Annotated in this window: 26 protein-coding genes, 1 pseudogene and 1 riboswitch; of the genes and pseudogenes, 15 read left to right on the top strand and 12 right to left on the bottom strand. The window is 67.4% G+C overall.

Annotated elements, in window-relative coordinates:
• Positions 1 to 37: 37 nt before the first annotated feature.
• From BUC15_RS07980 to BUC15_RS07960, 5 genes and pseudogenes are all read left to right on the top strand, one after another.
• Positions 38 to 1,176, top strand: a pseudogene (locus BUC15_RS07980) (NAD-dependent epimerase/dehydratase family protein).
• Positions 1,177 to 1,217: 41 nt separating this feature from the next.
• The gene (locus tag BUC15_RS07975; protein ID WP_073186991.1) at positions 1,218 to 2,141 is read left to right on the top strand and encodes an SDR family NAD(P)-dependent oxidoreductase; all 924 of its coding nucleotides are present in this window, start codon (positions 1,218 to 1,220) and stop codon (positions 2,139 to 2,141) included.
• Complete coding sequence (locus tag BUC15_RS07970; protein WP_073186990.1) at positions 2,138 to 2,704, top strand: hypothetical protein; 567 nt, start codon at positions 2,138 to 2,140, stop codon at positions 2,702 to 2,704. Before BUC15_RS07975 ends, BUC15_RS07970 begins: the two co-directional genes overlap by 4 nt.
• A 136-nt stretch (positions 2,705 to 2,840) precedes the next feature.
• Positions 2,841 to 3,080 (top strand): ribbon-helix-helix domain-containing protein, encoded by a 240-nt coding sequence (locus tag BUC15_RS07965; RefSeq protein WP_073186989.1) that lies wholly within the window; start codon positions 2,841 to 2,843, stop codon positions 3,078 to 3,080.
• The gene (locus BUC15_RS07960) at positions 3,067 to 3,414 is read left to right on the top strand and encodes a type II toxin-antitoxin system PemK/MazF family toxin (RefSeq protein ID WP_073186988.1); all 348 of its coding nucleotides are present in this window, start codon (positions 3,067 to 3,069) and stop codon (positions 3,412 to 3,414) included. Before BUC15_RS07965 ends, BUC15_RS07960 begins: the two co-directional genes overlap by 14 nt.
• A 101-nt stretch (positions 3,415 to 3,515) precedes the next feature.
• Here BUC15_RS07960 and BUC15_RS07955 read toward each other — a convergent pair whose 3' ends face one another.
• Entirely contained in the window at positions 3,516 to 3,773 is a 258-nt protein-coding gene (locus BUC15_RS07955) for a Txe/YoeB family addiction module toxin (RefSeq protein WP_073186987.1), read from the bottom strand.
• Positions 3,770 to 4,015: a type II toxin-antitoxin system Phd/YefM family antitoxin gene (locus BUC15_RS07950; protein ID WP_073186986.1), complete on the bottom strand. Its 246-nt coding sequence runs from the start codon at positions 4,013 to 4,015 to the stop codon at positions 3,770 to 3,772. The genes BUC15_RS07955 and BUC15_RS07950 overlap by 4 nt, the downstream gene beginning before the upstream one ends.
• Between BUC15_RS07950 and BUC15_RS07945 the strand changes: the two genes are divergently transcribed.
• A complete protein-coding gene (locus BUC15_RS07945; protein WP_073186985.1) occupies positions 4,014 to 4,256 on the top strand; it encodes a hypothetical protein in 243 nt (80 codons plus the stop codon). The genes BUC15_RS07950 and BUC15_RS07945 overlap by 2 nt on opposite strands.
• Before the next feature lie 172 nt (positions 4,257 to 4,428).
• Entirely contained in the window at positions 4,429 to 5,031 is a 603-nt protein-coding gene (locus BUC15_RS19885; RefSeq protein WP_175558274.1) for a hypothetical protein, read from the top strand.
• Here BUC15_RS19885 and BUC15_RS07935 read toward each other — a convergent pair.
• The 4 genes from BUC15_RS07935 to BUC15_RS07920 form a co-directional block, all read right to left on the bottom strand.
• The gene (locus tag BUC15_RS07935) at positions 4,958 to 6,229 is read right to left on the bottom strand and encodes an ATP-binding protein (protein WP_073186983.1); all 1,272 of its coding nucleotides are present in this window, start codon (positions 6,227 to 6,229) and stop codon (positions 4,958 to 4,960) included. The two genes, BUC15_RS19885 and BUC15_RS07935, sit on opposite strands and share 74 nt — an antisense overlap.
• An 865-nt stretch (positions 6,230 to 7,094) precedes the next feature.
• Positions 7,095 to 7,760: a response regulator transcription factor gene (locus tag BUC15_RS07930; protein ID WP_073186982.1), complete on the bottom strand. Its 666-nt coding sequence runs from the start codon at positions 7,758 to 7,760 to the stop codon at positions 7,095 to 7,097.
• Positions 7,757 to 8,932: a sensor histidine kinase gene (locus BUC15_RS07925; protein WP_073186981.1), complete on the bottom strand. Its 1,176-nt coding sequence runs from the start codon at positions 8,930 to 8,932 to the stop codon at positions 7,757 to 7,759. Before BUC15_RS07925 ends, BUC15_RS07930 begins: the two co-directional genes overlap by 4 nt.
• Before the next feature lie 88 nt (positions 8,933 to 9,020).
• Positions 9,021 to 9,545 (bottom strand): DUF1269 domain-containing protein, encoded by a 525-nt coding sequence (locus BUC15_RS07920; protein WP_073186980.1) that lies wholly within the window; start codon positions 9,543 to 9,545, stop codon positions 9,021 to 9,023.
• A 278-nt stretch (positions 9,546 to 9,823) separates the two neighbouring features.
• On the opposite strand from BUC15_RS07920, the gene BUC15_RS07915 reads away from it, so the two are divergent.
• The 3 genes from BUC15_RS07915 (at position 9,824) to BUC15_RS07905 (ending at position 11,005) form a co-directional block, all read left to right on the top strand.
• Positions 9,824 to 10,102 (top strand): DUF4342 domain-containing protein, encoded by a 279-nt coding sequence (locus tag BUC15_RS07915; RefSeq protein ID WP_073186979.1) that lies wholly within the window; start codon positions 9,824 to 9,826, stop codon positions 10,100 to 10,102.
• A gap of 241 nt (positions 10,103 to 10,343) precedes the next feature.
• Complete coding sequence (locus BUC15_RS07910) at positions 10,344 to 10,685, top strand: type II toxin-antitoxin system RelE/ParE family toxin (protein WP_073186978.1); 342 nt, start codon at positions 10,344 to 10,346, stop codon at positions 10,683 to 10,685.
• Positions 10,682 to 11,005, top strand: coding sequence for a helix-turn-helix domain-containing protein (locus BUC15_RS07905; protein ID WP_073186977.1), 324 nt, complete (start codon positions 10,682 to 10,684; stop codon positions 11,003 to 11,005). The genes BUC15_RS07910 and BUC15_RS07905 overlap by 4 nt, the downstream gene beginning before the upstream one ends.
• 150 nt (positions 11,006 to 11,155) lie before the next feature.
• Here BUC15_RS07905 and BUC15_RS07900 read toward each other — a convergent pair whose 3' ends face one another.
• Positions 11,156 to 12,823, bottom strand: coding sequence for an FAD-binding protein (locus tag BUC15_RS07900; RefSeq protein ID WP_073187011.1), 1,668 nt, complete (start codon positions 12,821 to 12,823; stop codon positions 11,156 to 11,158).
• Between the two features lie 59 nt (positions 12,824 to 12,882).
• Here BUC15_RS07900 and BUC15_RS07895 point away from each other — a divergent pair, with 59 nt between their 5' ends.
• Positions 12,883 to 13,464, top strand: coding sequence for a TetR/AcrR family transcriptional regulator (locus BUC15_RS07895; protein ID WP_084189451.1), 582 nt, complete (start codon positions 12,883 to 12,885; stop codon positions 13,462 to 13,464).
• Here the strand turns inward: BUC15_RS07895 and BUC15_RS07890 are convergent.
• Together BUC15_RS07890 and BUC15_RS07885 are read right to left on the bottom strand one after the other, a co-directional pair.
• Complete coding sequence (locus BUC15_RS07890) at positions 13,455 to 14,564, bottom strand: sialidase family protein (RefSeq protein WP_073186975.1); 1,110 nt, start codon at positions 14,562 to 14,564, stop codon at positions 13,455 to 13,457. The genes BUC15_RS07895 and BUC15_RS07890 overlap by 10 nt on opposite strands.
• A gap of 248 nt (positions 14,565 to 14,812) precedes the next feature.
• Complete coding sequence (locus BUC15_RS07885; protein ID WP_217652167.1) at positions 14,813 to 16,237, bottom strand: MFS transporter; 1,425 nt, start codon at positions 16,235 to 16,237, stop codon at positions 14,813 to 14,815.
• Between the two features lie 101 nt (positions 16,238 to 16,338).
• Here BUC15_RS07885 and BUC15_RS07880 point away from each other — a divergent pair, with 101 nt between their 5' ends.
• Positions 16,339 to 17,250: a helix-turn-helix transcriptional regulator gene (locus BUC15_RS07880; protein ID WP_073186974.1), complete on the top strand. Its 912-nt coding sequence runs from the start codon at positions 16,339 to 16,341 to the stop codon at positions 17,248 to 17,250.
• A 160-nt stretch (positions 17,251 to 17,410) separates the two neighbouring features.
• Here the strand turns inward: BUC15_RS07880 and BUC15_RS07875 are convergent, their stop codons facing one another.
• Genes BUC15_RS07875 through BUC15_RS07865 form a run of 3 tightly spaced genes read right to left on the bottom strand, consistent with a single transcriptional unit; the run spans position 17,411 to position 18,755 of the window.
• Positions 17,411 to 17,767, bottom strand: coding sequence for a fluoride efflux transporter FluC (locus BUC15_RS07875; RefSeq protein WP_073186973.1), 357 nt, complete (start codon positions 17,765 to 17,767; stop codon positions 17,411 to 17,413).
• The gene (locus tag BUC15_RS07870) at positions 17,764 to 18,216 is read right to left on the bottom strand and encodes a fluoride efflux transporter FluC (RefSeq protein WP_073186972.1); all 453 of its coding nucleotides are present in this window, start codon (positions 18,214 to 18,216) and stop codon (positions 17,764 to 17,766) included. The genes BUC15_RS07875 and BUC15_RS07870 overlap by 4 nt, the downstream gene beginning before the upstream one ends.
• The gene (locus BUC15_RS07865) at positions 18,213 to 18,755 is read right to left on the bottom strand and encodes a universal stress protein (RefSeq protein WP_073186971.1); all 543 of its coding nucleotides are present in this window, start codon (positions 18,753 to 18,755) and stop codon (positions 18,213 to 18,215) included. Before BUC15_RS07865 ends, BUC15_RS07870 begins: the two co-directional genes overlap by 4 nt.
• A gap of 93 nt (positions 18,756 to 18,848) precedes the next feature.
• Positions 18,849 to 18,928, bottom strand: a riboswitch (Fluoride riboswitch).
• A 148-nt stretch (positions 18,929 to 19,076) separates the two neighbouring features.
• Here BUC15_RS07865 and BUC15_RS07860 point away from each other — a divergent pair.
• The 3 genes from BUC15_RS07860 to BUC15_RS07850 all read left to right on the top strand — a co-directional run bounded on the left by BUC15_RS07860 (position 19,077) and on the right by BUC15_RS07850 (position 22,286).
• Positions 19,077 to 20,153, top strand: coding sequence for an alpha/beta hydrolase (locus BUC15_RS07860; RefSeq protein WP_217652166.1), 1,077 nt, complete (start codon positions 19,077 to 19,079; stop codon positions 20,151 to 20,153).
• A gap of 120 nt (positions 20,154 to 20,273) precedes the next feature.
• On the top strand, positions 20,274 to 21,500 hold the full coding sequence (locus BUC15_RS07855; RefSeq protein WP_084189444.1) for an aldo/keto reductase: 1,227 nt from the start codon (positions 20,274 to 20,276) through the stop codon (positions 21,498 to 21,500).
• A gap of 171 nt (positions 21,501 to 21,671) precedes the next feature.
• Positions 21,672 to 22,286 (top strand): dioxygenase family protein, encoded by a 615-nt coding sequence (locus BUC15_RS07850; RefSeq protein WP_217652165.1) that lies wholly within the window; start codon positions 21,672 to 21,674, stop codon positions 22,284 to 22,286.
• Positions 22,287 to 22,405: the final 119 nt, after the last annotated feature.

Raw genomic sequence — 22,405 nt, 5'->3', positions numbered from 1 at the left:
CCGCGGATGCGGTAGCAGGGATCACCGCGCGCAGCGGATGGCGGATGCCTCGTCAGCGATGAGGATTAAAGCACTGAAGACGACTTCACCCACTGCCACGAAAGGCACCCAAATGAACACCCAAGACCGCAACAACACCTGCTACCTCGTCACCGGCGTCGCGGGCAATCTCGGCAGCTCCGTGGCCGCGAAGCTCCTCTCCGAGGGGCGCCGGGTCCGCGGGCTGGTCCTCGCTGGCGACCCGGCCGCGAGCCGAGTCCCCGCCGCTGTCGCCCTCTACGAAGGCGACGTCACCAACCCGGCCAGCCTCGAGCGCTTCTTCGCCGACACCGGCACCGACGACCTCGTCGTGATCCACTGCGCCGCCGTCGTCACCGTCAACAGCGGATACAGCCAGTTGGTCCACGACGTCAACGTCACCGGTACTCGCAACATCATCACACCTGCCTGGCCAACCAGGTCCGGAAACTCGTCTACGTCGGCTCCACCGGTGCGATCCCGGACCAGCCGAAGGGCACCCCGATCACCGAAATCGACCACTTCGATCCCGAACAGGTCGTCGGGTACTACGGCCAGTCCAAGGCGATGGCCGCCCAACTCGTGCTCGACGCCGTCCGCGAGGATGGCCTCGACGCGACCCTGGTCTACCCGACCGGCATCTGCGGCCCCGACGACTACGCCTACGGCCCGGTCGCCAGCTTCATCCTCGACTACTGCGCCGGGAACATGCCGATGGGAGTCGCCGGCAGCTTCAACGCCGTCGACGCCCGCGATCTGGCCGACGCCATCGTCGCCGCCTGCGAGCACGGCCGCAAAGGCGAGGGCTACATCCTCGGCAACGAGTGCGTGACCATGCGCGAAATGTTCCACCTGCTCAGCGAGGCAACCGGCACCAAAGAGGTCAAGACCATCCTGCCCGCCTGGGCCGGAACCGTCCTCGGCCGGGTCAGCGACCTCACCCGGAGCCTCACCAACAAACCCGCCAAGCTGACGAGCTTCGCGATCTACAACCTCACCCGCAACAACGACTTCGACTCGTCCAAGGCGAGGACCGAACTCGGCTTCAACACCCGTCCGTTCGCCGAATCCATTACCGACACCATCGAATGGCTCAGGCACGAAGGACGCCTCGACACCGTGGCCGCCACGACCCCGTCCACCGCCGTCGCCGCGTGACACCGACACCCCCAGGCAACCACGAAACCCCAGGAGAACCGATGAACCCGAACCAGCGACCCCTCAATCCGACGAACCCCGCCCTGCGCCCGGTGTGCGTCATCACCGGCGGAGGCAGCGGGATCGGCAAGGCCACCGCTCGGGCCATGGCCGAGCATCGCATCATCCTGGCGGGCCGGACGCAGAGCAAGCTGAGCGACACCGCCGCAGAGCTGAGAGCTGAGGGCCTCGATGTGCTGATCCTCATGTGCGACGTCGCCGATGCCAGGTCCGTCGACGGGTTGGCACGCATCGCGGCCGAGCTGGGACCGGTGACCACCGTCGTCCACGCCGCAGGAATGTCACCCCACATGGGAGATGCCGAGGAACTGCTCCGCGTCAACGCGCTCGGCACCGCCCACGTACACCAGGCGTTCGCCCCCGTGCTGCAACCCGGCGGCTGCCTCATCGACGTGTCATCGGTGGCGGCCCACCTGGTCCCGTCAATGGTGCTGCCGCGGCGCCTCTACCCCCTAGCGACCACCGCACCAGACGAGTTCATCAACCGGGTCACCAGGCTCCTGGCCCTCCTGTCCCCCTCCCACCGCGCCGGCCTGGCCTACGCGATCTCAAAGGACTACGTCATCTGGCTCGCCCGCACCAACGCCGCGCGCTTCGGAAAGCTCGGACTGCGCGTCTTGTCGGTATCGCCCGGCTACGTCGACACCCCCATGGGTGCCGCCGAGGCCGAATCCACCAGTTCATACCTCAGCGATGCCCCGATCGCCCGGTTCGGTCGCCCCGAAGAGCTGGCGGCCCTGATCGCGTTCTGCGCCGGCCCCGAAGCGGGATACCTGACCGGAACCGACATCCTGTGCGACGGCGGCGTCGTCAGCACGAGCCCCTCGGTCCTCTCCGCCCTACGCCGGCCAACCAACACCCAGGAACCGAAGACACGCCCATTGGCCCCGGCCCTGGCCGCATGAGCAACCCGGACAGCCGCGCCGCGGGACCCGATTCCGTGGCGTCGGCACCCTCGCTCCGCCGCTGGTTCCGCCACCGCATGGTTCCTCGCGACAAGCCCCTGCCCGCCGAAGACATCACCCACCGCACCACCGCCTTCGTCTATGGCAACGTCCTGGTCCTGGCGGCGCTGGTCCAGGTCTCCCTCAGCACGATCACCGGTCAAAGCGTGGTGACGGTGCTTGCCACCGCCGTGTCGACCTTCCTCGTCCACATCTTCGCCGGGGTCATCACCACCACCTGGTCAAAAGCCAGCCTCAAGCGCAACACCCGCGATTCCACACCCATCCTCACCGCTGGCCTCCTCCCAAGCGCCCTGCTGCTACTGACGGTGATCTTCGGGGTGCCGCAGTTGCTCACCACCACCCTGGCCGAGCTCCTCATCGTGGCCCGCATCGCACTGATCGGCGTCGTGGTCGCCAGGCTCAGAGACGAACCGGCAACCCGCAGCACGATGCTGGCCGGGATCGCCCTGGCACGGCTGGGACTCAGCATCGTCGTCACCAAAGTCGTCCTGATCCACTGACCTGAGGCGCACCCGATCAGGCACTTCGCCGTCTCACCCCATCGGCAGCGGCCACACCCGATAAGGGCGCGATGCGAGCCGATCAGCGTCCAGACCGATGCTACCGAGGTAGCATCGGCGGTAGTACGCTGGTCATATGGGTCAGGTCAAGCTGAGCATCAGCCTCTCCGAGAAGGAGGTCGCGGCCCTGGACAAGTACGCCCACGCCGCCGGCCTGAAGTCCCGTTCCGCCGCGATCCAACAGGCGATCAGGCTACTCGGCGACCAGGAACTCCAACTCGCCTATGAGGCAGCGTGGCAAGAGTGGGAGGACTCGGGTGACGCCGACGCCTGGGAATCAGCCACAGTTGACGGGATGGCCGATGCTCCGCGGTGAGATCCGCCTGGTCGACCTGGAACCGGTCCGCGGGGCTGAAGCCGACAAGCGGCGGCCGGCCGTCATCGTGAGCAACGACAACGCCAATGCCACGGCCGCCAGGCTGGGGCGTGGCGTCGTCACAGTGGTACCTGTCACCAGCAACATCACGCGGGTCTTTCCCTTCCAGGTCCTACTCCCCGCTGCCGAGACAGGCATCCATGTCGACTCCAGAGCCCAAGCCGAGCAAGTTCGCTCGGTCGCAGTGGAGCGCTTGGGTCCCGTCATCGGCCGCCTTCCCACCCACCTGATGATCCAGGTCGACGATGCCCTCCGACTGCACCTCCACCTCTGACCAGGGCGCGATGGTGCAGGGCAGCCGACCGGTGACACGTCTCCGACGAGGGCGCATGTACAAGAAGCAGGATCTGATCCTCCACGCGGCAGATTGGCGGGTCAGCTGTAGTGGAAGCGTGCCTGCAGGATGATCAGGTCGTCGCCGTCGACCAGGTAGACCAGTCGGTGTTCCTCCGTGATCCGTCGGGACCACGCACCCGCCAGCATGTGTCGCAGCGGTTCGGGCTTTCCGATTCCGGCGGCAGGGTCGCGCAGGGCATCGTCGATCAGGCGGTTGATCCGCATCAAAGTGGCGCGGTCAGCGCTCTGCCAATGCGTGTAATCGGACCAGCCGTGGGGGGTGAACACCAGCCTCATCGCACGAGATCGTGCTCGTCACGCTGACCAACACGGGCCTGCTGCAGGCTCTCGAGGAGGTGCTTCGCATTCGCCGGCACTCGCAGCAGGTGCGCGGTCTCCTCCAGCGCCTCGTAATCAGCGAGCGACATCAGGACGGCATCGCCGTTGCGGGACGTGATCTCCACAGGGGCGCGATCCTCGTTCACCTGCTGGATGAGCGGGAACAGGTTCTTGCGCGCTTCGCTCGCGGTAACGGCCATGAGAACCCTCCTTCACTGGTACTGCATCTTGTACCAGTATGGCTCGAGTGCGCTCGAGATCCAAACCACCCAGACGGACGCCGGTCGAATCTGTGTCGATCCCGACAGCCGCGCCCATTCCCCATGGCCCTACCGACAGGCGTCCTGCCACGCAGAACGCGATGGGCGTACTGCCGATGCAGTACAGCAGTCGCTGCGTCGAGACGACGTGCTGCGGTCGGTGATCGACATCGGGACGTGACGAGCCGACGGGCTCGACCCGGGTCGCCTCCGCTCAGCCGGTGATCTCCACGCTCGCAGTCAGGAGGCAGGCCGAGTCTCGACCGACGAACACGTCGACGACGGTGGCGTCCTGCACCCAGGCCCGGGTCACGTCGCTCCAATAGCGCAACTGGTCCGGCCCCAGCTCGAAGATGACCTCCCTCGATTCGCCCGCCGCGATTGAGGCTCTCCTGAACGCCACGCTTTATCCGGCGCTGGTCGCTCCGCTCCCACAAGAGAAGATCCACGATGGACGAAAGAGGATCGATATCTCGTACACCAACGTGGCAAAGGATGGATTCTTCCTGTGGCTCGCACGCAACTACGCAGCCGCAAATGTCGTTGTCGAGGCGAAGAACTACGAGCGTCCCTTGGCGAACCCGGAGTATGACCAGATCACCGGGCGATTCTCGCCGTCGCGGGGCAAGGTCGGCCTGTTGATCTATCAGGCGATGGAAGACAAGCAGAAGGTGCTGGCGTCTTGCCGTGATGCGGCCAAAGATGATCGCGGTTTCGTCCTTGCCTTGGATGACGCTGACTTGGGCGTGCTGGTGGATGAGGCGAAGAGGGGCGACGTTTTGGGCCATCACGGCTTGCTGCGCGAGAGGTTCCGGGGGCTTACAGTACGGGTCAAGCTCACCCGTCAACGGAACACCGGCTCTCACTCGGCGCAATACGCAGTCACGGTGCGAGGAGTCCAAGGGGGACCACAGCGATGCCGTCGGGACGCCGGTAGGCGTTTGGCCCGGTGTTGATCACGACTGCGTCTAACAGTTTGTCGCCCATGCGGTCGGCCAGCCAGTGGAGGTGCTTGGTGTCCTGGTCGGTGACGGTGTTGGCCAGTTTGGTCTCGACCGCGAGGGCCCGGCCATCGTCGCGGACGACGACCAGATCGACTTCGTGGTCACCGTTGCGGGTACGCAAGTGACCCACGGTGGCTTCCGCCGCCTGCGCCGGGACCCGGACACACAAGGTCACCAACGACTCGAACAGGTGACCCAGAACGCTGCCCGCTTGTGGACCCACCGACGTGCCAACGCCATCGAGCAGGGCATCACGGCTGAGGCCGAGGAGCCGCGCGGCAAGCGCCGGATCTGCCAGATGATGCTTGGGCGTCTGCCCCAGCCGGGTCAACAGACTCCCGGTCGGCGCCCACGCCGGCACCGGGTCCAGCAGCCACAAACTGGACAACACGTCACGGTAGGCGATCGACGTGGAGCGGGCCGGCTTGTCGCCCTGCCCCGGTGTGGCGGCATCCAGGATCTGCGCATAGCTGGCAGTGGTCGCCGTCGCCGCAGCGTAGGCACGCAGCCACGCCAACATCGCCTCAGGCTTCCGCACCGCCAGCCCCTGTTCCGGAACGTCACGATCAACCGCATTCCGAAGGTAGGAGTCGAGCTGGAACCGCCGCGACCGCCCCACCAGTGGCCGCATCGCCGGGAAACCCGACGCGACGATCTCCTCCACGTAGTCGCTCAAAGTCAGCGGGCACGACCCGGCCAGCGGCCCGCGACCTCCACCCAGCAGCCCCCGCAAGCTGACCGTGGGCTGCATCACTCCACGCTCGGACAAGGTCATCGGACGCATCCGCAACCGACCGATCCGACCAGCCCCAGAATGCGCCGTTGCCCCCGACGCCGGGGAGGCGCTGCCGACCAGCAGGAACTGCCCGCCCGTAGGATCAGCATCCACCGCACGGCGCACGACGTCCCACACCTCGGGAACCTTCTGCCACTCGTCAATCAGCAGCGAGCGCCCACGCGCCAACACCTGCTCCGGCTCGGCGGCGATCGACTCACGAATAGCCTTCGAGTCCAACCGCACCACTGCGGCGACCCGCTGCTCAGCGGTCGTGGTCTTCCCCACCCCCTTGGGTCCGTCGATCGCGATGGCCGGAACCTGCCCGAACAGCTCATCCAACTCGTCATCCAGAATCCGGCGCGCATACTCCATGCGCGAACCATACAAGAAGCCCGATCTGAATCAGTTAATTAGCACGGTGCGAATCAGACACATCGCAGGCCAACGCGACGGCAGATCCGTGATGTCACGACCATGAGCACGTAGATCGGCTGATGCCCTGGCGGGCAGGCAAGGTCCCCGTCGGGGATGGGCTCTTGCCTGGCCGGTGGGGCTCGTTCCTCACGGCGGCGATCAGGTTCTGACACAGAGGCCGCTCGCTTCCTTTTCGCTTCTTCAGTTGCCTGCCGAAGGCACGGATCTGTGGGCGGCCGCCTGGCGGCCATGTCCGGCCCGAACGGGGGCGTGGCCAGCTGGGGCGTAGGTGTTCGCTGGTGCAACCCTCACCCCTGTGCCACCAACTGAGCGTCCTCAAGGCGGACTCGGACTCCTATTCCTATGAGGACGTGAACGCGGTCCCATCTGAAAATAAGTTTGAGACATCGGAGATTATGATCGCGGAGAGGTGGAGGTAATGCCCATACTTTTCGGCGCCGATCCGATCCAAACTGAAGTGCAGGACACCTTGCGGCTCTGTCCGACGGAAGGTCCACCGATCACGCTGTGGAGAGGCAGTATGTGGACCTCAAGGAGGAGCATTCGGCGGAGTTGGCTGCAGATACCGACCGTGGCTTGTTGAGGTGGCTCAATGTGGTGTCCCCAGGAGGTCGGCTGACCAATGCGGGCGTGATTGCTTTCGTGGGACGCGGAGATCCATGTCTCGACTATGTGCGGCGTGCTCAGGCGGGAGGCGATTCGCTGAGCCGTATCCGCAGCCCGGACCGGTCCCTGATAGAGGAGCTGGTCGAGGTCTTCCAGGCCGTCGAAGCTGTCAACCGTGGGTACACAACCTCGTCAACTACCGCGTGCCGAAACCGGCCCGGTAGGCGTAGCTCACCAACTGTGCCCGATCATGGGCCCCGACCTTGGTCATCGCCCGGTTCGCGTGGGTCTTGACGGTGTGCGGCGAAAGGAACAACTCCTTGGCGATCTCGTTGTACCCACCACCGGCGACGATGGCCTCGACGATCTCGCGTTCCCGGGCAGTGAGCTGCCCGAAGAGATCCACCATCTTCGGGTCGGTGGGAACGATCAGTTGATCGGTGAAGCTCCCGATCAGGGTCGCAGTGGCCGCCGCCGACAAAGCCCCTCCCCCGGCGACGACGTCACGGATCGCGTCGGCGAGATCCGTTGGGGACACACCCTTGCTCAGGAACCCGTTGGCGCCGGCCCGCAGCCCGGACAGCACGTACTCGTCCTGGTCGAACGTCGTCAGGATGATGATCCTGGGAGCCTCCGAGCCATGAGCCGCGCGGATCCGACGGATCGCCTCGACGCCGTCGATGCCCGGCATCCGGATGTCCATCAAGATCACATCGATCTCGCCAGTGTCGATCAGCCTGACGGCAGACAACCCGTCCCCGGCCTCGGCGACCACCTCCAACCCGGGTTGGGCCTCCAGGATCGTGCGCAACCCAACCCGGATCATGTCCTGGTCGTCGACTATCGCAACCTTGATCGTCATGTTCTTCGTCCGTTCGTTCTCATTGTCGCCCGCACTGTGAACATGCGCCCGACCAGGCCGACCTCCAACGTGCCGCCGACGGAAGCCACGCGTTCGCGCATCCCAATCAGACCATAGCCACCCTCGCTCGGCTCACGGAGTGCCCGCACCGAGTTCGACACGGTGATCCGAATCTCGTCTTCGCTCCCTCGGACGGTGATGCTGACCGGCCCGGTCCCATGCTTCTGCGCGTTGGTGAGGCCCTCCTGTACCACCCGGTAGGTCGCGGCACTCACCTCGGGCGCCAGCCCGACCGGAGCCGGATCCAGGTGCGCATCGACGCCCACCCCGAGCTCCCGATACGAGCCGATGAGCCCGGCCAGGTGGTCGAAGTCCGCGTTCGGGGCCGTCGCGTCATCGCCGGGGGTCAGCCGCAGGATGTCGAGGATCTGGTGCGTCTCACGGATCACCGCCTGGACACCGCGACGCGCTGCCTCCAGATCGGCGCGGGACCGGTCGGCCCCCTCTGGCAGGTGGACCTCCGCCGCGCCCAGGTGCATGTTCACCACCGCCGTCTCGTGGCCGACCATGTCGTGCAGGTCGCGGGCGATACGCAGCCGCTCCTCGCTGATGCGGCGTTCGATCTCCGCGTCGCGCGTCAACCTCGCCTCGACGAGGCGCTGCCGGGCCTCGGCGAGAAACTGGCGCCGGGCAGCGATGGCGCTTCCGGCCGCGGCCGCGGCGACGGTGACAGACAGGGCGATCAGCGCCAACTGATCGGTCCAGTCTTGCTGCCCATCGATCAGGAACGCCAGATAGTTCGCCACCCCGACCAACGGGGCGACCACCAAACCCGACGCCCCACGCAGACACCACAGGAACGCGGCGAACACCGTCAGGGTCCACACGAGCACCGGTTCAGGCCCAAGCACACCGCCAACGAGCGGCCCACACGCGGCCAGCACGATCCCTGGCCACCGCATCCAGGAGCTGAGCGTGAACCCGCCGAGCGTCACCGCCAGGGGGACCCAGCCCAGCAGTGGCGTTTCCGCAACGATCTGAGTCACGATGCCGGTGATCGAGGCCACCGCGATCACCGCGACGACCGTCCATTCCAGCAGGTGGTCCCGCGACGGTGTCAGGGCAGGAAGCCGCCGCCCAACCCGTCGTATGGCACGCTCGGCTGAGGTCACCCGGCCAGTCTTCCATTCCGACCCCTCGACGGGGCGGCGGCAGGTCAATTGAGGCGGCATTTCGGCTCCTTACCTTTGCCGTCGGCGGCTACGACCTCACCGACTCAGCCTCAGACTCGTAGACCCGAAGCTCCCGGAACAGGTCCGAAACGTCCCCGCCCGCCGGCTCCACCACAACCCTCCAGGCACCAAGAGACTCGACGATCCCCTGCGCCTCACCCACGACGCCGCCGTCGAGTTCCAGCACGACCGCCGAACCGTTCGGCTCCAACGAACCAGCCAGCCTGCGCAACTGGGCATCCCGGAAGCCGTTGTCGTGCAACTTCGCGGCTACGGCCCCGATCCCGCTGCCCGCGAGCATCCCCAACGGGCCACCGATGATCCCGACCAGCCCACCCACCAGCGCTCCACGGCCACCGCCCCAATCCTTGGTCTCGACGAACTTCGGGTCGCCATTGGGCTCGACGTGAAGAACCGCCGTATTGCCAACACGACCCGGGAGAGCGCCGACCAGCCCGACCGCAGCCCGAGCACCACCGTCTGGAGTAGGGAAGGCCGCAGCCAGGATCCGGCGCGTACCCGTGGCATTGAAATCGTCAGCGTATTCGTTCATTTCTGCATTTCCTGTTCACTCTGATCGGCCGGTGCGGATCACCAACCCGATGCCACAATCCTTCCCGCTTCTCCCAGTCAGCACATCACCTCGGGGCACCATTTCCACCACCGCGGACGACGTAGTGGAACAGCTCGCTCGTACCACGTCCGCGGTATCCGCAAACGGACCCGACAGGCGATGGCCCAACCCCAAACCCGGAGAAGAATTGACACCGTCAGCAAGTCGCAGACAAAGGCAAATCGCCACCAACATCACACGAATAGGAAGTTCCAGAAATGACCGAGAAGCACACCACCACCGAACGCTACGAAGTCGACGGGGAGAACCTGTTGTCCAAGGTCCGTGAACTCATTCACGAAGGCAACGTGCGCCGCATCATCCTCAACCGCGACGACGGCACCACCCTCATTGAAATCCCGCTGCAGGCCGGTGTTGTCATCACCGTCCTGACCGCCGCGATGGCGCCGGCCCTCATCGCCATCGGAGCCATCGCCGCCGTCGTCTCAAAGGTCACCCTGGTCGTCGAACGCGAGACCGACGACACCGAAGACTGACCCCCACGCCACTTCGCCGGACGGTGCCCTCACCGTCCGGCGAAGCCACGTCCGGACCCATCGACCGAGGTCGAGCACGCGGCCGAGCTGGGGCGCCTGCTCGTGGATCACAGGCACATGGGTCGGAGCGATCGAGTACAGCGCCGACCAGGCCAGCAGCTTCTCGTCCGCTCACCACGTCCCATATATACTTGTGTGAATATCTACGCTTGTGTATAGTTCGGGTCGTGGAGGATAGGTCGTGGGAGATGCCTGGACCGTCATCGTCTCGCCCGAGGTCGCGGACTGGTATCGAGGATTGAAGCCGGCGGATCGTCGGCTGGTCGACAAGATGCTCGACATGCTCCGGGCTTTGGGCAACCAGCTGCGGATGCCGCACAGCAAGTCCCTGGGCGATGGCCTGTTCGAGCTGCGGTTCTCGATCCAGCAGGCCACCATCGCCCAGCGGATCACCTACACGTTCCAGCCGCAGCAGAGGATCATCACGCTGACGACCTTCCGCAAGACCAAGAACAACGAGCGACAGGAAGTGACCCGAGCCAGGCAGGCGAAGGCCGACTACGAGAAGGAGATCGAGTCATGAGCACCACCACCATCCCGACCGGATACGTCGACCTCGACGACCTCCGCGCCGAGGTCAGCGCCTCCTACACCGACGCGCAGCGCCAGGAGTACGCGGACGCCGACGCGGACGCCGATACCCAGATCGCGCTGGCCGAGCTGGTCTACAAGATGCGCACCGAGGCCGGGATCAGCCAGGCCGAACTGGCGCGTCGAATGGGTGCCCGGCAGCCCTTCATCAGCGACTTGGAGCGTGGAGGTAAGACGCCCACCGTGGCCACGCTCAACCGGATCGCGCGCGCCACCGGCAACCGGCTGCGCCTGGTCGTTGAACCCGCGTAGAGCCCGAACGCCGAGAGCCGCGAGACGCACGAAGCACTCGACCCGCGGGGGTGGCGTGCACAAATCTCTGCATACGTCGAGGCGGCCCCTCAAACCGGCCTCATCCGGGCAAATCGAGAGATCTGTGCACGCCGGAGCCGCGATCGCCCCTCAGGCGCTGACGCTGGCCGCGCCCGCACCGACGGGCTCGGCCGACAGCCCTCCCATGTGGCGCGCGCCCCTGAGCCCGAACACCGCCGCTGGCCCGATCGTCGAGCCTGGGCCCGGATACGTGCGCCCCATCACCGAGGCCGAGTTGTTGCCAGCCGCATACAACCCCTCGATGACCGAACCGTCCTCGCGCAGGGCCCGGGCATGCTCATCGGTCAGGACCCCGCCCTTCGTCCCGAGGTCCCCGATCACGATCCGGTACGCGTTGAACGGGCCCTTCTCCAGCGGGCCGAGGTTCGGGTTCGGCACCACCGACGGGTCGCCGTAGTAGCGGTCATAGGCCGACTTCCCACGCCCGAAGTCGTCATCGACCCCGGCCCTGGCGAACCCATTGAACCGCTCGACGGTGTCCTGCAGCCTGGCAGGATCCATCCCGATCTTGCGCGCCAAAGCCTCCAGCGTGGCCGCCTTCGCCATCGACCCCTCGTCCGCGAGCGCCTTGTTGTTGCGCGGGTCCAGCGCATAGGTGCGCAGGTACCGATGGGCGTGGCGGGCCTCGCCGATCAGCCAGTAGACGCCGTCGGGGTCGTGCTCCAGCATGTGGTGCCCGAGGTCGACGTACGACTCGGCCTCGTTGGCGAACCGGTCGCCCAAGGCATCGACGATGATCGAGTAGGGCAGCGAACGCTCACCGACCAGGAATGCCGGGTCCGCGCCGTCGGCGCCGATCACCGAGGCTCCCCACCAGGCGTCGTCCATCAGTTCCAATGCCGCCCCTGCCCGCTGCCCGAGCGAGATCGCGCCGCCGACGTTGCCTGGGTTGCCCGAGGTGGCGCCGTCGATCCCGTGGTAGCGCTGACGCAGTTCGGTGTTGCGGTCGAAGCCGCCACCGGCGAGCATCACGCCTCGTCGGGCCCCGATGTTCTGGACGAGGCCGTCGCGGGTGACCCGCACACCGACGACCCGGTCGCCGTCGAGGATCAGCTCCTCGGCCGGTGAGTTCAGCCACAGCTTGGCGCCGCCCTCCTGGACCGCGCCGACGAACATCGCCGTGGCCAGCGCGGCACCGATCCCGACGCCGCGCCGCCCCGTGCCGACGAACCCGAGCATCCGGAACACGACACCCGCGCCCCGCTTGAAACCGCTCCAGGTCGACCACGCCCGCTGGATCAGCCACACGTCGTCGGTCTTGATCGGCAGCGGCGCGGTGAGACGCAGCGTCTTGTACCACTCCCCCAACTTCTTCGAGTCCAGCGGCTTGACCTCCACTGCGCGGCCGATCCGCCCGCCGGGCAGTTCCGGGTAGTAGTCGGGATACTCGCCCGCCCGGACGAACTCCACGCCGTAGCGCTCCGCGGTGGTGACGAAGTCCTCCACCGAGTCGACGAACGCCTCCTTGCGCGCCCGAGACGTCGACCGTCCGACGTCTCCGATGGACGCCTCCATGTAGGCAAGCGCCGCCTCGCGCGAGTCGGCCACCCGCTCGCGCCGCATCAACGGGTTGTTCGGCAGCCACAAGCCGCCACCGGACATGGCGGTGCTGCCACCCCACTTGTCCGTGCTCTCCAGCATCACAACATCAAGGTGCTCATCGACGGCGCCCAAGGCGGTGGCCATCGCGGCCCCACCCGATCCGACAACGACGACATCGAACGTCTGGTCAAACATCTCAGCCACGATTCCTCCTCGACGACCGGACACCAGTGTCCGGTTCTATGCTGTCAAGCATGCCCGCTCAACACCGCAGGATCAACAGGGGGCCCGCAGCCGCCGCCGTAAACCGGGAGGCGCTCCTCGCCGCGGCGAAGGAACTGTTCGCCGAACGCGGCTACAGCGTGCCACTCCAGGCCATCGCGCAACGCGCCGGAGTTGGCCAGGGCGTCCTCTACCGACACTTCCCCAAGCGCCTGGACCTCGCGCTCGCGGTCTTCGAGGAGAACTTCGTCCGGCTTGAGGAGGCAGGCGCCGACGTCGGCCCCGGCTCGTTCTGGGCACTCTGGAAGGTGCTGGTGGGGGTGGTGGCGGATTCGGCCGCCTTCGTCGAGATGGCGGTGGAGGCCCGCCGGGAACTGCCCGACTTCGGCGGCAACGAGCGCCTCGTCAAAGCTTTCGCACCGCACATCGAGGCCGCCGTCGCCGACGGCGAGGTCCGCCCCGATCTGCAGGGCGCGGACGTGTTGACCGGCGTGCGGATGATCTACGGGCTGGTGATCACGAGCGTTGGGCGAACGACGCTTGCCACGACGGTGAGCCGGGTGTCGGAGGCGTGGTTCGGTCGGCCGGGCTCAGGCATGCCCGTTCAGGGCTGAACGCCGAGCCAGCCCAGCGAGACGGTCATGAAACAGATGTGCGTGTCGGCACCCTCATAGAGCAGCCCGTAACGGCCAGGCTCGGCCAGCGCCGTCAACGTCGAATAGGAGAAGCTGCCAGGCACGACGACCTTCGACGTCGGCCAGGTACGGCCGTCGTCGAAGGAGACGCTGATGGTGCCGTTGACGCGGTCGGTGGCGCTGGCCGCGTTGGAGAACAGCAGCATCCGGGCCTCGGCGCTGCCCTGGGGCGCGTCGGGGAACGCCCGGATGATCGAGGCGTTGTTGCGCGGGTCGACCAGGGCCGTGTCATCGACCACCTCACCGTAGGTGCGACCACCGTCGTCGGAGACCGTCACCTTCCGGCAACGGGTCTCATCCGATGCCCGCGAGTTGACCATGACCCGCCCGTCGGAAAGTTCCACCACCTTGTTCTCGTCCATCCGCACCCCGACCGGGGAGCCGGCCTGCCAGGAAGCCCCGTGATCGTCGGAGAACACCGACACGGCCTCGAACTCCCCCGACACGCGTGCGAAGGTGTACTGCTGGATCAGGCGACCCGCATACGCCCCGTAGCGCAGCTGGATGCCTTCCCCCGAGGCGGCGAACCGGGCCCGGTAGAGCTCCGGCCGTGCAGTGATGGCCGCGGTGATCACCTGCGGCTCGGTCCAGGTGTGCCCGTCGTCGTCGGATCGGGTAACTGCCGCGTGCAGGACGTCCCTCGTGGACGGGTCGACGCCGGGACGCGAATCCCAGAAGGACACATCGAACGATTTCACGAAGAACACGTTGATGACCCCCGTGACCCGGTCTGTCACATACGACGGATCCGAGTAGCCGAACTTCTCCCCCACCGGCCCGACGTGCCCCGCCGCGACGGTGGTGACCGGCCCCCACGTCCGACCCCCGTCCGTGGAGCGGCGCTGGATGATCGAGTTCGGGTTGGGCGAATCGTCACAACACCCCGGTCGGCCATCCCAGGCCGCCAGCAGGTCGCCATTGTTGGCAAGAGTCAGCGCCGGAATCCGGTGGCAGGTGAATCCGTGGTCGCCCGGCCCCGCGAGCACCTGAAACTGTCCGTCCATCAACTCTGAAGTCATGCACAAAGACCCTATCGTTGCGCGGCTCACGGTGACCGCATGCCCCCAAGTCGATCATCTGGTTGACGCTGCCACCGGGACGAACATTGGCCAGCGGCTCCAGAGCCCCCCGATGCATATTCACCACCGCCGTCCCGCGGCCGACCACGTCATGCGGGTCACAGGCGATGTGCAGCCGCTCCTCGCTGATGCGCCCGTTCGACCTCCGCGTCGCGCGTCAACCTCGCCTCAACCAGCCGCTGTGGCCCTCATCGCCATCGGAGCCATCGTCCAGACCCACCCCTCGCACGCTCCGCTGGGATGATGAATACCACGGAGACGACGACGGCCGCCACGAGCATCAGGGTGCCGCCGAGGTAGGCGTCGACGACGCGGGCCTCGAGCGTGGCGGCGCCCGCCGCCGCGGCCGTCAGGACCGCCACACCGAGGGTCGAGCCGACCTGGTGGGCCGTGTTGACCATCCCCGAGGCCGCACCAGCATCCTCAGGCCGGGCACCGGCGACCCCGGCAGAGGTGAGCGGCCCGAAGGTGATGCCCTGCCCCAAGCCGAGCAGAATCAACGGACCGACCGCCCCCGTCAGGAACGGGGTGTCCCCGGTGAGCTGCGTCATCCACGCCATGCCAGCCGCGACCAGGACGAGGCCGACTGTCAGCAGCCGCGCCCCACCGAACCGTCGGGTGAGGCGGGAGACGAACAGCGACGAGGTGAACTGCATGACCGTCATGGGCAGGAAACCGAGCCCGGCCTGCCAAGGCGTCCACCCGTAGACCCCCTGGAACAGCTGAGTGGTGAAGAAGTAGAACCCGATCATGGTCCCGGCGAACAGCAGCCGGACGACCGCGGCTCCGGAGCGCTGGGCGCTGGCGAACAGGCGCAGGGGCATGATCGGCTGCCCGGCGCGCCACTCGTTGACGACGAAGCCGCCGAGGAGGACCAGCCCGGCGACTATCGGCGCCACCGTCAGAAGATCGGTCCAGCCGCCCTCACCGGCGTTGATGATCCCGAAAACGAACGCCCCCATGCCGAGGGTCGAGGCGATCGCGCCGGTGAGGTCGAAGCGGCCCCGGACGACGGCGGAATCCGGCAGCCATTTCGCGGCCAGGATCATCATGGCGACTGCGATGGGCACGTTGATGAAGAACCCGGCCCGCCAGGAGACGGCCGAGGCCAGTGCCCCTCCGACCACCAGGCCGAGACTGGAGCCGAGGCCCGCGGTGGTCCCGTAGGCGGCAGTGGCCCGGGTGCGCTCCGGGCCGGGGGGAAAGGCGGCCGTGAGCAAGGCGAGTGAGGTGGGCGCGACGACCGCGGCCCCGACGCCTTGGAGGGCGCGGGCGGCGATGATCCAGGCCCCGCTCTGGGCGGTGCCGACCAGCAGCGAGGCCAGCCCGAAGACGGCCAATCCGACGATGAAGACCCGACGTCGGCCGAGCAGGTCGCCCATCCGGGCGCCCAACAGGAGCAGGCCTCCGAAGACGAGGGTGTAGGCGTTTTGCGCCCACGCCAGCCCGCCAGGGCTCAGCCCCAGCCCGGCCTGGATCTGAGGTAATCCTGTAAAGATGATTGAGTTGTCGAGGACGATCATGAAGTAGCTGACAAGCACGATCGCGAGGATCACGCCGGGGCGCGCCTCGCGTCTGACCGGTGGTGCGGAAATGGATGGGGAGATGCTCACCCGACAAGTTCAACCCGAGCGGCCGTCGCCGGGAAGGGACGTGCTATCCGTGTACTGGCGGTATACCCCACGCGCGAGCCGACCGTCCTAACGTTGGCCACATGGAGCAAAGAGACGAGGTCAGCGACTTCCTCCGCAGCCGCCGCGACAGGCTGACCCCACAGCAGGTCGGCATCATCGGCGGTGGCCGACGCCGGGTGCCCGGGCTCCGCCGCGAGGAGGTGGCCATCCTCGCCGACGTCAGCCTCGACTATTACGCGAGGATGGAACGCGGCGACCTGAGCGGCGTCTCCCCACAGATCCTGGAGTCGGTGGCCAAAGCCCTGCGCCTCGACGATGCCGAGACCGACCACCTGCACGACCTGGCTCGAACGACAGACCCGACCCCGGCTCGACGCCGCAAGCCCGGTCGGCCCCAGGCGGTGCGACCCGGCCTCCAGCGGTTCATCGATGCGGTGACCGGCGCACCGGTGTGGATCCGCGACCGACGCATGAACATCATCACCGCCAACCAGCTGGGCCTTGCCCTGTATGCGCCCCTACTGGCGGACGCTGACGGTCGCGGCAACACGGCGCGCTTCATGTTCCTGAGCCCGGCCGCCCGCAACTTCTTCCCCGACTGGGACCAGGGCGCCGACGACATCGTCGCGACGCTGCGCACCTACGCCGGGCAGAACCCGCGAGACAGACAACTCACCGACCTGATCGGGGAGCTCATCACCCGCAGCGAAGGGTTCCAGCTCCGCTGGGCCGCCCACAACGTCAGACACCACCGCACCGGAATCAAGCGCATCCACCACCCCGACGTCGGCGACCTCGAACTCAGCTACGAGGCGATGGACCTGCCCGCCGACCCTGAGTGGTTCATGTTCGGCTACACCGCCGACCCGGGCAGCCCGACGGAGGAACGCCTCCGGTTGCTCGGCAGCCTCGCCGCCAGCGCCACGGCCCCCGGCGCTGAGCACACCGTCGCCGGGCAGCCGGTCTCCACCGATCCGAACTCCAGGCGGTGAGCCGGCCCGAACCAGGCGCCCGCGTGCACAAATCTCTGTATACGTGGAGGCAGCCGCTATATAGGGTCGCCTCCAAACATGGAGAGATCTGTGCACAGGAACCCCTGGACGAGGCGCCGCCGGCACAGATCGGACACTCCCAGACGCAGAATGCGCGACCTCAGCCGAGCGCGACCCCCAGGAAGGCGGCCAGCACCGCCAATACCAGCATCGCAACCGCCAGCCCCACCGCTGCCAGCGGTCGCTGCGCCCGGGCCAGGCGCACCAGCTCGACGCTGGCGGTGCTGAACGTGGTGAACCCGCCCAGGAATCCGACGCCGGCGACCAGGCGCACCGACAGTGGGGCGCCGTCGGCGACCCACGCCGTCACCAGGCCGAGGAGGAAGGAACCGACCACGTTGATGGCCAGCGTGGCCAGGGGAATGCTCCACCGGTTGCGGGCGCTCAGGGCACCGTCGACCACGAACCGGGCCCCAGCGCCCAGCCCGCCGGCCAGAGCCAACCAGACGGTGATCACCTCGACTCCCCCCGCCAACGTAATGCCAAGCGGCGCCCCAGCGACATGCCGACGAAGGCCGCACCGAACCCCGTCGCGACACTGAGCGCCGCGTATCCCAGCGCCAGGTAGGCAGAGCCGTGGGTGATGAGCGTCAAGGTCTCGACGGCGAACGAGCTGTACGTCGTGAACCCGCCGAGCAGCCCGGTGCCGAGTGCCAGCTGCAGCGCCCGCCGTCGGGGATCCTGCGGCGCCAGCGCGGCCAGCCCCTCCGACAGCGCCCCCAACAGGAACGCGCCGAGGATGTTGACGCCGAACGTGGCCCACGGCCAGCCCCCCGACGCCGTCGGGAACGCCTGCGCGACGCCCGCCCGCAGCGTCGTGCCGACCGTCCCGCCGAGCATGACCAGCCCGATCAGGGCGGGCCGGAGATACGCGGGTCGCCTGGCACGGGTCGTGGCCTCACTCATCCCAGAGAGGTCTTCCAGTCGACCACGGACAGCGGAACCACAAGCACCGGCCGGTGCTGATGGTTGGCGAGATGAACCCCGACCGGCCACTGCAGCAACTGCTGCAGCCTGACCCCACCGCCACGCCGCCCCGCACCGACCACGATCACTGCCGCGTCGACGGCGCGGGCCAGGTGGGTCAACGCCCGGTCGGCCCGCCCGGCGAGGTAGCGAAACTCCCACGCCACCTCGCGTCCGACCAGTGCTGCCTCGATCGCCGCAACGAGCGAGGCCTCACGTGCCCGCCAGGTGTCGTCGTCGAACAGGTCCGGGTTGAGGTCGACATGCTCCACCCTGCCGTCAGGCAGCTCCCGCTCAGGCAGCCGACCCGGGTCGGCGTAGGCAAAATAGACCTTCGCACCGAGCCCCGCCGCCAGCTCCGCCGCGGTGACGGCGACCAGATCCGGTTGGCCCGGCTCCACCCCGACCACCACCGCGTGACCGGCGAACGGGGTCAGCCGTGACGGGTCCGGCTGCGGAACCGGTCTGGCGGCGCTCACGAAACCGGGGCTTCCGGTGCTTGCAATGAGCCGAACTGCAACGCCATGTTCTCGCCTTTCGTGTGCCGGGCACGCTCGACCGCCCCCGGAATCCGGTGGACAGGAGCCATCAGCCAAAGAGGCGGTTCGGGCCGGATCAACCGGCCCCGGCGGGGTCCATCACCGGGTCGAACACTACACCCGGAGAACCGGCGGAAGGAACTGCCAGTACACCCATCGCGGGTTCCTTCCAAAGGCGGGCCAAGAGTGCTGGGCTGAAGAACACCCGACCATGACTTGGTTCCGCGCCGAGTTGCCAAACTCCCGGAAAGACGGCCCGACATGTTCAAGTTCCCGACCCTGGCGGCATTGATCGTCTCAGCCGCCCTCACCGTGACGCTGACCGCCTGCCAAGGCTCGACCGAATCCCCCGATGCCTTTGCCCCGGGCGACACCGCCGCGTCCCCCGCCGGAACCGCCGCGCCGACGCCCCCGAGGACGGGCAGCCCCGCGGCGTCGCGTGTCCGAACCGTCGAGATATCCGAGACGACACCCCTCAGCGCCATCATGGACGCCGACGAGTTCGACGGGTTCGGTGGGCTGCTCTTCCCGAGCCGGCAGCGGATCACCGGGGATATGACCGTCGCGGACACCGGTCGACTCCTGCCCTGCCACAGCAACATCGACCCGGCCGAGGTGGCCCGGACGCTCACCCGGCTGCAGGACGGCGTCCTGGCTGGTCGGGTCACGTTCCATCCGATCTACGACGCCGCCGACGTGGCAGCCGATCCCGCGAAGGCGGACGTCGGCCTGTTCTTCTTCCGGGGCGAGGCAGCGGCGCCGTTGGCGATCGTCTCCCCAGGTGGCGGTTTCTCCTACGTCGGCTCGGTCCACGAGGGTTTCCCGTACGCCCAGAAGATCAACGAACACGGCTACAACGCCTTCGTGCTCAACTACCGCGTCGGCGACGGCGGTAGGCCCGCCACCGAGGACCTCGCGCACGCGATCGACTTCGTCTTCGACAACCAGGCCGCGCTCGACGTCGACACGATCGGGTATTCCCTGTGGGGCAGCAGCGCTGGGGCGCGAATGGCCGCCAACCTCGGCAGCTACGGGACCGCCGCCTTCGGGGCCGCGGAGCGCCCGCGACCGGGCACGGTCGTCATGGCCTACACCGGCCACTCCGACTACGCCGAGGATGAGCCGCCGACCTTCGCGGTCGTGGGCTCGGACGACGGCATCGCGAGCCCCACCGTCATGCGGCAGCGGATCGACCGCCTCGATCAGGCCGGGGTGCCTACCGAGTTCCACATCTTCGACGGGATCGGCCACGGCTTCGGACTTGGGACGGGCACCGTCGCAGAGGGCTGGGTCGACGACGCGGTGCGCTTCTGGGAGCGGCAACTCGATGCGAGCTGACACCGCGTGACCTGCCTGGTCGCAGGGCAGACACCTACTGCCAGTTCCTTCTTCGTCGGCGGGGTCCCTGGTTTCCTGAAACAGAAGCTGCCACAACGTGGACGAACCAGAGGAGTCAAGATGGACCGTCGAACAGCCACCACCAACGAAACGGCCGGGACCCCGGCAACTGGGGGGTCGAGCCGCCGCCGATTCCTGTTCACCAGCGCCGGAGTCGCCGCCGTTCCCGTCCTCGCGGCCACCGGCTGCAGCCCCGCGGCGGATCCCACGGCCTCGTCCACGCCAAGCGACGGCGGCGGCGCCGCGCCCGGCACCTCGTCCGACTCCTGGGTCAACGACGCGATCACCCTGACCGGCAGTCGCACCCTCGGCTCGTTGGAGGTCTCCGGCATCGGGTTGGGCTGCCAGACGATGACAGGCACCCTGTACGGCCCGGTGTCCAGCCGCGACGACATGGTCCGCCTGATCCGCAGCGCCGCGGCCCAGGGCGTCACCCTCTTCGACACGGCCGAGGCCTACGGGCCGTTCGAGTCGGAGCGCATCGTCGGCGAGGCGTTGGAGTCGATCCGCGACGAGGTCAAGATCGCCACGAAGTTCGGCTGGAACATCGACCCGGAGACGGGGGCGCAGGGAGAAGGCCTCAACAGCCAGCCCGACCACATCAAGAGGGCCGTCGACGGCATGCTCACACGCCTGCGCACCGACCACATCGACCTGCTCTACCAGCACCGTGTCGACCCGGCTGTCCCGATCGAGGACGTCGCCGGTGCGGTCGGTGAACTCATCGCGGACGGCAAGGTGCTCCACTGGGGCCTTTCGGAGCCCGGCCCCGAAACCGTCCGACGGGCCCACGCGACCCAGCCGCTCACGGCCATCCAGAACGAGTACTCGCTGATGTGGCGCGAATCCGAGGAGAAGTTCTTCCCGATCTGCGAGGAACTCGGGATCGGCTTCGTCTGCTGGGCGCCGCTCGCGTACGGGTTCACCACTGGGACGATCAACGCCAGCACCGTGTTCACCCAAGGGGACTTCCGCGGAATGCTGCCCCGGCACACGCCCGAGAACATCACCGCGAACATGCCGCTGATCCAGCTGCTGAACGAGTGGGGCGTGCGGAAGGGTGCCACCCCGGCCCAGCTCTCACTGGCCTGGATCCAGGCGCAGAACCCTTGGATCGTGCCGATCCCAAGCACCACCCGGCTTCCGCACCTGCTGGAGAACATCGGCGCCGAGGAGGTCGCGTTCAGCGCGGAGGAGCTCGAGGACTTCACCACGGCGCTCGATGCAATCACGATCAGCGGCGACCGGCTGGGCATCATGACCGGCACCGAGGCCCCCACCGCATAGCCAGGGAGACGAGGATGACCGAGAACTCGAACGATGCGAAGTGGGTTGACGAGGACGGCAAGAGCTCGAGGAGGATCACCGCGGGCTCGTCTACGACATCCGAACCCTCGTGTACCGGCGTCGCCCACCACCACCACCGGCCCCGCCACGACGCCGAGCCCGATCACCGAAGTGCCGGATGAGACCGAAGGGCCCTTCCCGGGCGACGGGTCGAACGGGGTGAACGTGCTAGACGACTCGGGCATCGTCCGCAGCGACATCCGGTCAAGCTTCGGCTCCACCACCGTTGCCGCCGAGGGAGTTCCGCTCACCATCCGGCTCACCGTGCGTGACGCGTCCACCGGGCGCGCCCTGGTAGGCGCGGCGGTCTATGTGTGGCACTGCGACCGGGTCGGCGGCTACTCGCTCTACTCCGCCGGTCTCGAAGACGTGAACTACCTGCGCGGCGTTCAGGCGACCGACGACACCGGCACCGTCACTTTCACCTCCATCTATCCCGGCTGCTATCCCGGACGGTGGCCGCACGTGCACTTCGAGGTCTACTCGGACGTCCCCAATGCCATCTCCGCTGGGCCCATTGTGAAGACCTCGCAGCTCGCCCTGACGCAGGAGGCCAGTGATGCCGTCTACGCGACGGGCGGCTACGGGCAGAGCGTCGGCAACCTCGCACGGCTGACCCTCGCGACAGACAGCGAGTTCGGAAACGACGGGGGCATCCATCAGCTCGCGTCGATGTCCGGGTCCGCCTCGGAGGGCTACACCGCTGCCCTGACGATTGGGGTGTGATGCCGCTGGTTGAGCTGGTTGAGCTGGTTGAGCCGCCCGGCGAGCGCCAGCGAGCAGGCGTGCCGCCGTTGGTTGAGCCGCCCGGCGAGCGCCAGCGAGCAGGCGTGTCGCCGTTGGTT

Origin of the sequence: Tessaracoccus bendigoensis DSM 12906, assembly GCF_900141915.1 — a bacterium.
Taxonomy (GTDB): domain Bacteria; phylum Actinomycetota; class Actinomycetes; order Propionibacteriales; family Propionibacteriaceae; genus Arachnia; species Arachnia bendigoensis.
This window is presented reverse-complemented; position numbering and strand designations above follow the sequence as displayed.